The organism is Streptomyces sp. TLI_053 (assembly GCF_900105395.1).
In the GTDB taxonomy this organism is placed as follows: domain Bacteria; phylum Actinomycetota; class Actinomycetes; order Streptomycetales; family Streptomycetaceae; genus Kitasatospora.
On the sequence record NZ_LT629775.1, the window covers coordinates 4,899,630 to 4,913,537 of the forward strand.

The 13,908-nt window shown below is 74.0% G+C and carries 10 protein-coding genes; 7 read left to right on the forward strand and 3 right to left on the reverse strand.

The window, feature by feature from the left end; all coding sequences use genetic code 11:
- The first annotated feature begins 120 nt into the window (after positions 1-120).
- From BLU95_RS19750 to trxA, 7 genes are all read left to right on the forward strand, one after another.
- Positions 121-2,610, forward strand: a complete 2,490-nt coding sequence (locus BLU95_RS19750; RefSeq protein ID WP_093861202.1) for a DUF6049 family protein — start codon at positions 121-123, stop codon at positions 2,608-2,610.
- A 56-nt stretch (positions 2,611-2,666) separates the two neighbouring features.
- Positions 2,667-5,240: a murein biosynthesis integral membrane protein MurJ gene (gene murJ / locus BLU95_RS19755; protein WP_093861203.1), complete on the forward strand. Its 2,574-nt coding sequence runs from the start codon at positions 2,667-2,669 to the stop codon at positions 5,238-5,240.
- A 230-nt stretch (positions 5,241-5,470) separates the two neighbouring features.
- On the forward strand, positions 5,471-7,483 hold the full coding sequence (locus BLU95_RS19760) for a protein kinase family protein (RefSeq protein ID WP_093861204.1): 2,013 nt from the start codon (positions 5,471-5,473) through the stop codon (positions 7,481-7,483).
- Positions 7,484-7,520: 37 nt separating this feature from the next.
- The gene (sigM, locus tag BLU95_RS19765) at positions 7,521-8,264 is read left to right on the forward strand and encodes an RNA polymerase sigma factor SigM (protein ID WP_502689852.1); all 744 of its coding nucleotides are present in this window, start codon (positions 7,521-7,523) and stop codon (positions 8,262-8,264) included.
- Positions 8,261-9,277: an anti-sigma factor family protein gene (locus BLU95_RS19770; protein WP_093861205.1), complete on the forward strand. Its 1,017-nt coding sequence runs from the start codon at positions 8,261-8,263 to the stop codon at positions 9,275-9,277. The genes sigM and BLU95_RS19770 overlap by 4 nt, the downstream gene beginning before the upstream one ends.
- A 173-nt stretch (positions 9,278-9,450) precedes the next feature.
- Entirely contained in the window at positions 9,451-10,416 is a 966-nt protein-coding gene (gene trxB, locus BLU95_RS19775; RefSeq protein ID WP_093861206.1) for a thioredoxin-disulfide reductase, read from the forward strand.
- A gap of 133 nt (positions 10,417-10,549) precedes the next feature.
- The gene (gene trxA, locus BLU95_RS19780) at positions 10,550-10,876 is read left to right on the forward strand and encodes a thioredoxin (RefSeq protein WP_045938899.1); all 327 of its coding nucleotides are present in this window, start codon (positions 10,550-10,552) and stop codon (positions 10,874-10,876) included.
- 126 nt (positions 10,877-11,002) lie between these two features.
- Here the strand turns inward: trxA and BLU95_RS19785 are convergent, their stop codons facing one another.
- The 3 genes from BLU95_RS19785 to BLU95_RS19795 form a co-directional block, all read right to left on the reverse strand.
- Positions 11,003-11,620, reverse strand: coding sequence for a GNAT family N-acetyltransferase (locus BLU95_RS19785; RefSeq protein WP_093861207.1), 618 nt, complete (start codon positions 11,618-11,620; stop codon positions 11,003-11,005).
- A gap of 123 nt (positions 11,621-11,743) precedes the next feature.
- Complete coding sequence (locus BLU95_RS19790) at positions 11,744-12,811, reverse strand: ParB/RepB/Spo0J family partition protein (RefSeq protein ID WP_093861208.1); 1,068 nt, start codon at positions 12,809-12,811, stop codon at positions 11,744-11,746.
- The gene (locus BLU95_RS19795) at positions 12,808-13,785 is read right to left on the reverse strand and encodes a ParA family protein (protein WP_093861209.1); all 978 of its coding nucleotides are present in this window, start codon (positions 13,783-13,785) and stop codon (positions 12,808-12,810) included. The genes BLU95_RS19790 and BLU95_RS19795 overlap by 4 nt, the downstream gene beginning before the upstream one ends.
- Between the last annotated feature and the right edge of the window lie 123 nt (positions 13,786-13,908).

Below are 13,908 nucleotides of genomic sequence, written 5' to 3' on the forward strand. Positions count from 1 at the left end.
CATTTTCTTCACGGCTGCTCCTCACGGCATCCCACGGCCGACGGAACATCCGCAGCAGCACGGCAGCAGCAGCAGCGATCGAGAACGGCGAGGGCGAACCCGTGAGCGAGGGCGAACCGCGTGAGTGAGCCGGCACGGCACCCCGGTCCGGAGCCGGACGGGCGCCCCGGACGGGGCCTGGGACGAACCGTCCGACGGCTGGCGGGCGCGCTCGGCGCCGCCCTGGTGCTCGCCTCGGCGCTGCCCGGCGGCTCCGCCGGCGCGGCCCCGGCGGGGGGAGCCAGGCCGGTGGCCGACACGGCGGTCAGTGCCGAGCTCCCGGTGACCATGACCATCGAGTCGGTGAGCAAGCCGGTCGCCGTGCAGAGCGGCACCGTGACGATCACCGGGCACGTCACCAACGCCGGCCGGTCGGTGCTGAAGTCCGCGCACGCGGCCGTCCGCCGGCCCTGGCCGAGCAAGCCGCTCACCACCCGCAGCGACCTCGCGTCGGTGTCCTCCCGGAGCGTCCCGCTCAACGCGGACGGCGTCTCGATGGACAGCCCGCAGTACGCCCTCAACGAGCTCGGCCCCGGCCAGACCCAGCCGTACACCCTCAGCGTCGCCGTCGCCGACCTGCAGCTCTCCGGCGAGGGCGTGTACGAGCTGGCGGTGGACGTCTGGGGCTCGACCGCCGACAACCAGCGCGACCGTCCGCTGGGCATCGCCCGCAGCTTCCTGCCCTACAACCCCTCGCCGGCCGACGCCCAGCCGTCCAGGGTGACCACCCTCTGGCCGCTGGTGCACGCGCCGGTGCTGGCCGCGCAGACCCTCTCCGAGAACGACCAGACCGTCCCGGTGCTCCGGGACGACAGCCTGGCCACCGAGTTCGCCCCCGGCGGCCGGCTGTACGCGCTGGTCGACACGGGCGCCGCGCTGACCGGGCTGACCTGGGTGGTGGACCCGGACCTGCTGGACACCGCGTTCGCGATGACCAGGCGCTACGTGGTGCAGAAGCCGGGCACCGAGGGCAACGCGGCCAAGGAGGACAACACCGTCCCCGGCACTGGTACCGCCGCCGCCACCGCCTGGCTGGAGAAGCTGCGGGCCGCCGTGGCCAAGCCGGGCAGCCAGGTGGTGGCGCTGCCGTACGCCGATCCCGACCTCGCCTCGATCGCGCACAACGCCCCCGAGCTGGAGGGCATCGACACCGCGCTCGGCAAGGCGGCCACCGCCGGCCGGCTGACCGTCGAGGGCCGGCTGTCGGTGGACACCCGGGCCGATGTCGCCTGGCCCTACGAGGGCTACCTGGACCAGCGGATCACCGCCGTCGCCCAGCGCACCGGCAACAGCCTGGTGCTGGTGAACGGCGCGAGCATGCCCGAGTCCGACGCGCTGAAGTACACCCCCTCGGCCGCCCGGCCGATCGGCAACGGACAGACCGCGGTGGTCGCCGACCAGCTGATCTCCTCCCTGTTCGAGGGCGGGCTCGGGACCCAGGAGGAGCAGAGCCGGGCCGTCCAGCGCTTCCTCGCCGAGACCTTCGTGATCTCCCGCCAGGAACCGCAGAACCCGCGCGGCCTGCTGGTGATGCCGCCGCGCGAACTCGACGCCAACGCCGCCAAGGTGCTCGCGACCGCCCTCCAGGCCGCCCAGGACGGCAAGTGGGTCGAGCCGGTCAAGCTGGACACCCTGGCCCAGCTGCCGCCGGACCCGAAGGCCAACACCACCGTCCCGGCCCCCACCGACTACCCGGCCCGGGCCCGCGACGCGGAGCTGTCGGCGTTCGACCTGACCACCACCACCCGGATCCAGACCGACCTGGACACGCTGATGCGGGTGCTGACCCTGCCGCAGCGGGTGCGCGGCCCGTTCAGCGCGGCCATGGTCCGCTCGCTGTCCACCGAGTGGCGCACCGAGGGCTCGGCCGGGGCCGGCTACCGGGAGGGCGTGAAGCGCTACCTCAAGGAGCTGACCGGCGCGGTGAAGGTGCCGCCGAAGCGGGAGATCACCTTCGCGGGCGACACCGGGGTGCTCCAGGTCAGCGTCCGCAACGACCTGACCCAGACCGTGACCAACCTCAAGCTGGTCCTCACCCCGGCCCAGCCCAACCGGCTCCGGGTCGAGCTGCCGACCGAGGAACTGGTGCTGCCCGCCTCGCAGAGCGTCACCCTGCGCTTCCCCGCCGAGGCGAAGAACAACGGGCCGGTGAGCATGACCGCCCAGCTCTACACCACCGGGCCGAACCCGCAGAAGTACGGCGAACCGGTGACCTTCACCGTCCAGGTCACCTCGGTGACCAACGGGGTGCTCTACGTCTTCGGCGGCGGCGTGCTGCTGCTCCTGCTCGCCGCGCTGCGGTTCGTCCGCCAGCGCAAGCGGCGGGTGGCGCACGGCGACGAGGGCGACGCGCCGCTCGCCCCCCAGGACGGCGGGGCCGGCCCGGACGACACCGACGGCCCGGGCCGGAGCGAGCGCGGGGAGGGCCCCGGGACCGCCACCGACGCCGCGGACGCCGACCGCCCGGCCGGTCCGGGACGGCCGGATCAGGACGGAGCGGCGCGGACACCGCGCGACAGCAGCGCGGATGGCCGGGATCGGGCCACCAGTGATGAGAAGGTTGGTCCTTGACAGCGTCGATACCGCCCGACTCCGGAGCGGCCTCCCCACGACAGCGAAGAGGTGACATGACCGGGCGCAGCGAGGAGCGGCCTCCGGGCCGCGGAGAGGGCCGTCCGGGGGCCGAGTCGCCTTCCGGCGACTGGTACGTGGCCGACACCTACGCCCAGGACCCGTACGCGGCCGACGCGTACCGCGACGGTCCGGGCGAGCCGGACCCGTACGGTCTGCGGACCGCCCCGCCCGCCGCGCCGCAACAGCCGGTGGCCGCGTACGACGTTCCCCCGCAGCTGCCGCCGCAGGGCGGCGACTACCCGGCGCCGGTGCCGCCGACGCCGTTCGGCCCGCCGGTGCCCCCGGTCCAGCCCGGCTGGGACACCCCCGCGCGGGCGGACTGGCGCGACGACCGGCCGCAGCAGCCGGGCGTTCCGGCCGCCCCCGCGGCCCCGGCCGCCCCGACCGAGGGCTGGGGCGGGCAGCAGCAGTGGCAGCCCGGACCGGCGCACTCCGCCTGGGACTCCGAGTCCACCGAGTACGTCGGGGTGGACTCGCTCTTCGGCGGCCGGACCACGGCCGAGGCCCCGCGCCCGCCGGCCCAGGCGTCCCCCGGCCGGCCGTACCCGGCCCAGCAGCACGCCGCGCAGCAGCACCCGGTCCAGCAGCAGCACCCGGTCCAGCAGCCCGGCGGGCATCCGCCGGCCGCGGCCGTCCCGCCCGCGCCGTTCCCCCCGGCCGGCGCGTACCCGGGACAGCACACGCCGCAGCACGGGCCTCAGCCCGCCTACGGCCACGGCGGCCACGGCGGCCAGGACGGTCCCAGGCCGTTCGTCCCGCCGATCGAGTTCGACCCGCCGCTCTCCGAGGAGGAGGCCACCCTCCAGGTGGCCGCGGTGCAGCTGCCGCCCGCCGTGGAGCCGCTCGCCGACCTCGCGGCCGAGGAGCAGGCCCGCCCCGCGGACGCCGCCCCGGCCGCGCCCGCCGAGCAGACCGCCGGCGGCGGCAGGATCGCCTCGGTGCTGAGCTCCAGCGCGATCATGGCGGCCGGCACCCTGGTCTCCCGGGGCACCGGCTTCCTGCGCACCATGGTGATCGCCGGCGCGATCGGCATCGCCGTGATGGGCGACTCCTACAACGCCGCCAACACCCTGCCGACGCTGCTCTACATCCTGATCGGCGGCGGCGCGCTGAACGCCGTCTTCGTGCCGCAGCTGGTCCGCAGCATGAAGAACGACGCGGACGGCGGCACCGCCTACGCCAACCGGCTGCTCACCCTGGTGATGGTCGGCCTGGCCGGCGTGGTCTTCCTGGCCGTGCTCGGAGCACCGCTGCTGGTCCAGCTGATCGCCCACCCGATGATGGAGAACCCGGCCCGCGCGGACACCACCGTGGCCCTGGCCCGGTACTGCCTGCCGACCATCTTCTTCATGGGCATCCATGTGGTGATGGGCCAGATCCTCAACGCCCGCGGCCGGTTCGGCGCGATGATGTGGACCCCGGTCCTGAACAACCTCGTGGTGATCTTCACCTTCGGCGCCTACATCTGGGTCTACGGGGGCTTCAACGGCACCCACGTCACGCCGGAGACGATCACCCCCGAGGGCGTCCGGCTGCTCGGCATCGGCACCCTGGTGGGCCTCGCCGTGCAGTCCCTGGCGATGATCCCGTACCTCCGGGCGGCCGACTTCTCCTTCCGGCCGCGGTTCGACTGGCGCGGGCACGGCCTGGGCAAGGCCGCCCGGCTGGCCAAGTGGACCTTCTTCTTCGTCCTCGCCAACCAGGCCGGCTACCTGGTCATCACCCAGCTGGCCACCGCCGCCGGCGCCGAGGCCGCGACCGGCGGCCACGGCGGTGTCGGCCTCGCGGCCTTCTCCAACGCGCTGCTGATCTGGCAGCTCCCGCAGGCCGTCATCACCGTCTCGATCATGAGCGCGGTGCTGCCCCGGCTGTCCCGCGCGGCCGCCGACGAGGACGCCGGCGCCGTCCGTGACGACATCTCCTACGGACTGCGCACCACCGCCGTCGCGGTCGTCCCGGCCGCGTTCCTGTTCCTCGCGCTCGGACCGGCCATCGGCCAGTCCATCTACGCGGTGGGCGGCGGCGGCACCGACCTGGAGAACGCGCGCAACGTCGGCCTGATGCTCTCCGCCTTCGCCCTCGGCCTGATCCCGTACTCGGCGCAGTACGTGATGCTCCGCGGCTTCTACGCCTACGAGGACACCCGCACGCCGTTCTCCAACACCGTGTGGGTGGCCGCCTGCCAGGCCGGCTTCTCGCTGCTCTGCTGGGTGCTCCTGCCCCCGGAGTGGACGGTCACCGGGATGGCCTTCGGCTACGGACTCGCGTACGCCGTCGGAGTGACGGTCGCGGTGCCCAAGCTGAAGAAGAAGATCGGCGGGCTGGACACCAAGCGCATCGGCAAGACCTACTCCCGCCTCACGACGGCCTCCGTCCCGGCCGCGGTGGTCGGTCTCGGCGTCAGCCTGGCGGTCACCGAGGTCGTCGGCGGCTGGGCCGGCGCGGTGCTGACGGTCGTCCTGGCCGGCGGACTCCAGCTGGCCGTCTTCGTGCTCATCGCGAAGCGGCTGCGGATCGAGGAACTCAACGCCATGCTGGGTATGGTGCGCGGCCGACTGGGCCGCTGATCCGGGGTCGGGCCGCCACCGGCCCCGGGTCGTCCCGGGCCCGGCAGGGCGGCCCGGCGTCGGATCTGCACCACATCTCTCCACCAACAGGCAACCGCCCGGACCTTTCGGCGGTCGTACCCGGTGGAGAACAGTGGGCACAATTGTCCTGGAGCACCGGAGTCACCCGCCGATGCGCTCCAACGACTCTCTCTCAGGCCCGGGGCGACACAAGGGGAGGCAGGACCACGGTGGCTGATGGCACCAAGGCGGTCGTCGACACATCGGCAGCTGACGGGGCGGCGGACGAGGCCGCGCTCGCGGCGGCGATCGACGAACTCGCCGACGGCACGGCCCGGGCCACCGCGGCCGGCTCCCCCGCCACGAAGAACGGCCGCGGCGGCCGCACCGACGACGGCGCGGCCGCACCCGCCCCGGCTCCGGCCGCGCCCGCAGCGCCCGAACCCGCCGGGACCGGACCCGCCGGCACCGGGCCCGCCCCGGTCGGACCGGCCCCCGCCGAGCCGACCGCGGAGTCGACCGCCCCGCTGTCGGTCTCCGAGATCGCCGCCGAGCTGGCCTCGGCCGACGCCGCCGGCCGGACCGACCCGGGCCCGGCCGCCGCGGCACCCGCCAAGCGCCCCCCGCGGGACCCCCAGCCGACCCACGACCCCCGCGACACCGCCACCCTGCCGAAGACCCTGCCCGCCCCGCAGCGGCGCAGCGGCGACATGATCGGCCACCGCTACCGGCTGGAGGAGTGCATCTCCTCCACCGAGACCTTCAGCAGCTGGCGGGCGGTCGACGAGAAGCTCCGCCGGGCGGTCGGGGTCCACCTGATGGCCTCCGGCCACCAGCGCGCCCGCAAGGTGCTGGCGGCCGCCAAGTCCGCCGCCCTGCTCGGCGACCCGCGCTTCGTACAGGTCCTGGACGCCGTCCAGGAGGGCGAGCTGGTCTACGTGGTGCGGGAGTGGCTGCCGCACGCCTCCGACCTCGCCAAGCTGCTCTCCGACGGCCCGCTGGAGCCGCACGAGGCCTACCAGATGGTCCGCCAGGTCACCGACGCGGTGGCCGCCGCCCACCGCCGCGGCCAGGCCCATCTGCGGCTCACCCCGCGCTGCGTGCTGCGCACCGACAGCGGTCAGTACCGGATCAACGGCATCGCGGTGGACGCCGCACTGCGCGGCCTCACCGGCGAGGGCGGCGGGGAGGACGCCGAGCGCGTCGACACCCGGGCCATCGGCGCCCTGCTGTTCGCCGCCCTCACCCACCGCTGGCCCTACCCCGAGGACCGCTACGACCTCAAGGGCCTGCCCAGGAACCTCCGCGAGGTGGCACCGGACCAGGTCCGCGCCGGCGTCCACAAGGGCCTGTCCGAACTGGCCGCCCGGGCCCTGCTCGACCACCCGCCGCACCACGCCGAGCCGATCACCACCCCCGACGGGCTGGCCCGGGCGATCGCCCTGATGCCCCGCATCCGCCAGCCCCAGCCCGAGCTCCCGGCCTTCACCAGCCCGCCGCGCCACAACACCCACGCGCTGCCGACCGCGCCCAACCCGACCCGGGTGGTCGCCGCCCCCGGCACCGCCCCGGTCCCGGTGGCCGCCCCGGTGCGACGCAACGGGCGGCGGCTGCGCACGGTGGTCAAGGTGACCGCGTGGACGGTGGCGCTCGGCGCCATCGGCGTCGCCTCCTGGCAGCTGGTGGACAACCTGCGCCCCGGGAGCACGGCCGTCGCCTCCCCCCAGCCCAGCTCCTCCTCCGCCACCCCGACCGCCCACGCGGCCACCCACGACCCGGCTCTGGTCCCGGTCAAGGAGGCGCTGTCCTACAACCCGCTGGGCGACCGTGCGGACGGCGCGGCCAGCCTCGCCAAGGCCATCGACGACGACCCGGCCAGCGAGTGGCAGACCAACTGGTACAACGACGCGTTCGGGTCCAAGGGCACCAAGGAGGGCACCGGGCTGCTGCTCGACCTCGGCTCGGTGCAGACGGTCTCCAGGGTGACCCTCAAGTGGAGCACCGCCACCACCGCCGAGCTCCGGATGCCCGGCAAGAGCGTCGGCAACGCGCAGACCGCCAAGCCGGGTGATTTCACCGTCCTGGGGAAGAAGGCCGGCACCGCGGTCGAGTACAACCTGGACAGCCCGGTCACCACCCGCTATCTCTTGATCTGGCTGACCAACCTGTCCAAGAATCCGGACGGCGGTCCGAACGCGGGCAAGTACCAGGCTTTCCTCGGCGACGTGAAGGTCTTCGGCTGACCCGTCCACCGCGGTGGCGGGGCACGAACGGCGAGGGGTGGACGTGGCGCAGGACGGACCGGAGCGGGCCGACGAGGACGCGGCGCTCCTCGCCCGGCACGTCGGCGGCGACCGGGAGGCCTTCGGCCTGCTGGTGAACCGCCACCGGGACCGGCTCTGGGCCGTCGCCCTGCGCACCCTCGGCGACCGCGAGGAGGCCGCCGACGCCCTCCAGGACGCCCTGGTCTCCGCCTTCCGGTCCGCCCACACCTTCCAGGGCCGTTCCGCCGTCACGACCTGGCTGCACCGGATCGTGGTCAACGCCTGCCTGGACCGGGCCCGGCGGGCGGCCACCCGCCGGACCAAGCCGCTCGACGACGATCCGCAGCGGCTGGACGCCCTGGTCGGCTCGGCCGAACCGGCCGACTCCCCGGTGGTGCGCGCCGAAGTGCACCGCGAGCTCTCCGCCGCGCTCGCCGAGCTTCCGGTCGAACAACGGGCCGCACTGGTCCTGGTCGACATGCAGGGCTATCCGGTCGCCGAGGCGGCCGAACTGCTGGGCGTCCCGGTGGGCACGGTGAAGAGCCGCTGCGCCCGGGGCCGGGCCCGGCTGCTGCCGCTCGTCCGGCACCTGCGCGAGGAGCCGGACCCGGGGCCGCGGGGGAGCGCTGTTTCACGTGAAACACCGCCCCCGGGCAACACCGCCCGACCGACCGGGAACCCACCGGACGGCCGCACCGTCACAGGGACAGCCCCGGATCCAGCCCGGCCGATTCTGGAAGGAGATGCGAGCACGCGATGACAGCACCGCTCCCCTCCTCCGACCCCACCGCCGGACCGCACCCCTCGGTCGACGAGCTGGCCGACCTCGCCGAGGACCTGCTCGCCCCCGCCGGGGCCGATGCGCTCCGGAAGCACCTGGCCAGCTGCGCCGACTGCCGGGAGACCGTCGACGCGCTCACCGAGGTGCGGGCGCTGCTCGGCGCCGTCGAGCCTCCGGCCGTGCCGGCCGATGTCGCCGCCCGGATCGACGCCGCCCTCGCGGCCGCCGCCGCCGGACCGCCCGCGGCGGCCACGTCCGCCGATGTGCCCGGCGATGTGCCCGCCACGGCAGCCGCGGCAGCGCCGACAGTGCCGGCCGCCCGGCCCGCGACCACCACCGGCGCCACCGGCGCCACCCCGGCCGCCGCACCGCCCAAGGCCCCGCCGTCCCGCCCCGCGGCCGGCGGCGGCCCAGGACGGTCCCGCCGCGGGCGCCGGAGGGCCCTGCTGCTCGGCTCGGCCGCCGCGCTGGTCGTCCTCGGCCTCGGCGGCGCCTTCCTCTCCCTGTCCTCCTCCGGGCGGCAGGACCTCAGCGCCACCGCCGGCAGTGCCGCCGCCGGCACCGCCGCCCCGGAGAGCTCCGCCGCCGGGGCCAAGACCGACCGTTCGACCGGCGGCACGGCCTACCAGGACGACCGGCTCGCCGCCCAGGTCGCGCAGCTGCTCGCCACCACGGGCACCGCCCGCCCGGTCAAGCCCTCCGCCGGCCCCGGTTCGGGCCCCGCCGCCACCGACCCCTCGGAGGGCTCCGGAGCGACCGCCGTACCGCCCGCCGAGAGCGGCCAGGGCCTCACCGGCGGCAACCGCTCCACCCCGGCCTGCCCGCCCCCCAGCACCGCCACCCTGCTGGCCACCGACCGGGGCAGCTACGCCGGCGCGGCCGCGGACCTCCTGGTGTACACCCTGCCGGGCCGTCCCGAGCTGGTCGACGTCTACCTCCGCGCCCCCGACTGCGGACCGGTCCTGCACCATCTGACCGTCCCCGCGCCCTGACCGGAGGTTCCCGTGCGATCCATGCCGCGGACCGCGCGACACTCCCACAGTGCGGTCGCCTGGTACTGATCCCCCTGGGAATGCGAGACACTGGTCAGTCGTTGTCCCGGGCGGCGGAGCAGGACCGCCCTCCCCGCAGCAAACGCGGGTCGCGATGCGAACCAGGAGATGCAGTGAGCGACGTCCGTAACGTGATCATCATCGGTTCCGGCCCCGCCGGCTACACCGCCGCCCTCTACACGGCCCGCGCCTCCCTCAAGCCCCTGGTCTTCGAGGGTGCCGTCACCGCCGGTGGCGCGCTGATGAACACCACCGAGGTCGAGAACTTCCCCGGCTTCCGGGACGGCATCATGGGTCCCGAGCTGATGGACAACATGCGGGCCCAGGCCGAGCGCTTCGGCGCCGAGCTGATCCCCGACGACATCGTCTCGGTCGACCTCACCGGTGACATCAAGACCGTCACCGACTCCGAGGGCAATGTGCACAAGGCCCGCGCGGTGATCGTCACCACCGGCTCCCAGCACCGCAAGCTGGAGCTGCCCAACGAGGACAAGCTGTCCGGCCGGGGCGTCTCCTGGTGCGCGACCTGCGACGGCTTCTTCTTCCGCGACCAGGACATCGCGGTGGTCGGCGGCGGCGACACCGCCCTGGAGGAGGCGACCTTCCTCTCCCGCTTCGCCCGCAGCGTCAAGGTCGTCCACCGCCGGGACACCCTGCGCGCCTCCAAGGCGATGCAGGAGCGCGCGTTCGCGGACGAGAAGATCAGCTTCGAGTGGGACAGCGCGGTCGAGGCCATCCACGGCGACCCGAAGCTGACCGGTGTCACCCTGCGCGACACCACCACCGGCGAGCTGCGCGAGCTCCCGGTCACCGGCCTCTTCATCGCGATCGGCCACGACCCGCGCACCGAGCTCTTCAAGGGCCAGCTGGAGCTCGACGCCGAGGGCTACCTCAAGGTCGAGGCCCCCTCCACCCGTACCAACATCCCGGGTGTCTTCGCCGCCGGCGACGTGGTCGACCACACCTACCGCCAGGCCATCACCGCCTCCGGCACCGGCTGCTCGGCCGCCCTGGACGCCGAGCGCTACCTCGCCTCGCTGGCCGACCTGGAGGCCCAGGCCGCCACCGTCGCGGTCTGACCCGAAGCGATCCACCGTAAGGGCGGGCGCGTTCCACGTGGAGCGCACCCGCCCCGCCGGGACGAAACAGATCCGCCCCGTGCGGTGTTGTAGCCCTGGCAGCCCCTCGCCCGTTTGACCCCTAGGAGTGACCGTGGCCGGCGCCACCACCACCGTGACCGACGCGACGTTCGATGCGGACGTCCTCAAGAGCGACAAGCCCGTTCTCGTCGACTTCTGGGCCGAATGGTGCGGCCCGTGCCGTCAGGTCGCCCCGGTCCTGGAGGAGATCGCGGCCGAGCACGGCGACAAGCTCACCATCGCCAAGCTCGACGTCGACGCGAACCAGCAGACCGCCGCGACGTACAACGTGATTTCCATCCCGACCCTGATCCTCTACAAGAACGGCGAGCCGGTGAAGCAGATCACCGGGGCCCGTCCGAAGGCCGCGCTGCTGCGCGAGCTGGACGGCCTGATCTAGGTCCGTTCCCCCGGAACGCCACGAGGGCGGGACTCCCCACCGGGAGTCCCGCCCTCGTCCGTTGTCCCCAGCCCTCCGGGAGACCGTCCCGGAGGTCGCCCGGAGCGCTCGGAACGCCCGGAGCACTCAGAACGGCCGGAGCGCCGGCTCCTTCCGGCCGCCGCCCAGCAGCCGCTCCAGCGCCCCCTCCACGTCCCCCCGCCAGGAGAGCGTGTTCCGCGCCTCCAGCCGCAGCCGCGGATAGCGGTGGTGCGGGCGGACCGTCTTGAAGCCCACCGCCAGCAGGTGCTCGGCCGGCAGCACACAGCTGACCGGCTGCCGCCCCACCGCCCCGAACGCCTCGATCGCCCGGAAGCCCCGGCCCAGCAGGTCCTTGGCCACCGTCTGCACCAGCACCCGGCCGATCCCCTGCCGCTGGAAGCCCGGCAGCACCCGGCTGACCATCAGCTGGACGGCGTCCGAGGCCACCGGGCTGGTCGGGAAGGACTGCGAACGCGGCACGTACGCGGGCGGGGCGTAGAGCACGAACCCGGCCGGCTGCTCGTCCACGTAGACGACCCGGCCGCAGGACCCCCACTCCAGCAGCACGGCGGAGATCCACCCCTCCTTCTCCAGCTCCGGCTCGCCGGACTCCACCGCCGCCCGGCCGCTGACCGGGTCCAGCTCCCAGAACACACAGGAGCGGCAGGTCGACGGCAGGTCCGCGAGGTTGTCCAGCGTCAACGGAACGATCCGGCGTCCCATGCCCCGCACCTCCTCGTCCACTCCACAACCGAGCATTCCCCCCGAACGCCGATGGGTGCATGTTTCACGTGAAACAGCGCCCACGTGGAACATGCACCCATCGCGTACCGCGATCGGCCCGGTTCAGCCCTGCGACAGCCGCAGTCCGTCCTCACCGGGCGCGAGGCTGTCCAGGATCCGGTTGAGGTCCTCCACGGAGCCGAACTCCAGCACCACCTTGCCCTTGCCGAGCTTGCCGGCGCGCTGCGAGACCTCGACCTTCACCCGGGTCTCGAAGCGGTCGGAGAGCCGGCTCGCCAGATCGTTGAAGGCCGGCGAGAGGATCTTCCCAGCCTTGGGCGCCTGGCGCTTGGGCCGCTCCTCCCGGTCCATCAGCGCGACGATCTCCTCGGTGGTCCGCACCGAGAGCCCCTCCGCGACGATCCGCTTGGCAAGCTCCTCCTGCCGCTCCGGGTCCGGCGCCCCGAGCAGCGCCCGGGCGTGGCCCGCGGTGAGCACCCCCGAGGCCACCCGCCGCTGGACCGCCGGCGGCAGCTTCAGCAGCCGCAGGGTGTTGGACACGTGCGAACGCGAGCGCCCGATCCGGTCCGCCAGTTCGTCGTGGGTGCAGGAGAAGTCCCGCAGCAGCTGGTCGTAGGCGGCCGCCTCCTCCAGCGGGTTGAGCTCCGCCCGGTGCAGGTTCTCCAGCAGGGCGTCCAGCAGCAGCTTGTCGTCCTCGGTGGCCCGGACGATCGCCGGGATCTGCTCGAGCCCGGCCTCCCGGGAGGCCCGCCAGCGCCGCTCGCCCATGATGAGCTCGAAGCGCCCCGGCGCGGACTGGCGCACCACCACCGGCTGGAGCAGTCCCACCTCCTTGATCGAGGCGACCAGCTGGGCCAGCTTGTCCTCGTCGAACACCTCGCGCGGCTGGCGCGGGTTGGGGGTGATCGCGTCCAGCGGCAGTTCGGCGAAGTAGGCGCCCTCCACCCGGGCGAGCTCCACCTCGGCGGCGGCCTGCTCCCGCAGACTCTCCGCGGCGGCCTTGGCCGCCAGCGTGCCCCGGCCCGAGGGCAGTGTCGGCACCGCCGTCGGCGACGCCGCTCCGGACGGGGCCACCGCGGGCTGCGCCGCGCCCCCGGCCCCTCCACCCGCCGGGGCCACCGGGGAGATCAGCGCCCCGAGTCCTCGTCCCAGACCCCTGCGACCACTCACCGATTGCCCTCCGTCGTACCGTGCTGTGCCACCGGGGCGCCCTGCTGCCCCGAACCGTCCCGCTGCTGCCCCACCAACGAGCCGCCGCCCGCGGCGGGCACCGCCCGCAGCGCCAGCTCCCGGGCCGCCTCCAGGTAGGAGAGCGCACCGGTGGAGCCGGGGTCGTAGGTGAGCACCGTCTGACCGTAGCTGGGCGCCTCCGAGATCCGGACCGAGCGCGGGATCGCGGTGTGCAGGACCTCCTGCGGGAAGTGCGTCCGGACCTCCTCCGCCACCTGGGCGGCCAGCCTGGTCCGGGCGTCGTACATGGTGAGCAGGATGGTGGAGACGTGCAGCGCCGGGTTGAGGTGCGCCCGGACCAGCTCGACGTTGCGCAGCAGCTGGCCGAGGCCCTCCAGCGCGTAGTACTCGCACTGGATCGGGATCAGCACCTCCTGGCCGGCGACCAGGGCGTTGACCGTCAGCAGGCCGAGCGAGGGCGGGCAGTCGATCAGGATGTAGTCCAGCGGCTGCTCGTACGCGGCGATGGCGCGCTGCAGCCGGCTCTCCCGGGCCACCAGCGAGACCAGCTCGATCTCCGCACCGGCCAGGTCGATGGTGGCGGGGACGCAGAACAGCCCCTCGACCTCGACCACCGGCTGGACCACATCGGCCAGCGGCTTGCCCTCCACCAGTACGTCGTAGATCGAGGGAACCTCGGCGTGGTGGTCGATGCCGAGCGCGGTCGAGGCGTTGCCCTGCGGGTCGAGGTCGACCACCAGCACCCGCAGCCCGTGCATGGCCAGCGAGGCGGCGAGGTTGACGGTGGTGGTGGTCTTGCCCACCCCGCCCTTCTGGTTGGCCACCACCATCACCCGGGTGGTGGCCGGCCGGGGCAGTCCTTCGCCCGCTCGGCCGATGGCCTGGACCGCAGCCTGGGCGGCACGCGCGATGGGCGTGTCATCGATCTGGTCGATGGTCTCCGAGTCCTGCATGGGGCTCAGTGTTTCACGTGAAACCGGAGCGGCAACAGTCACCGCCCGGCTGCGGGCGAGGATTCCCGAGAGCAGAGAGCGACGTTTCACGTGAAACACCATGCCCGCAATGTCGGAATTCTG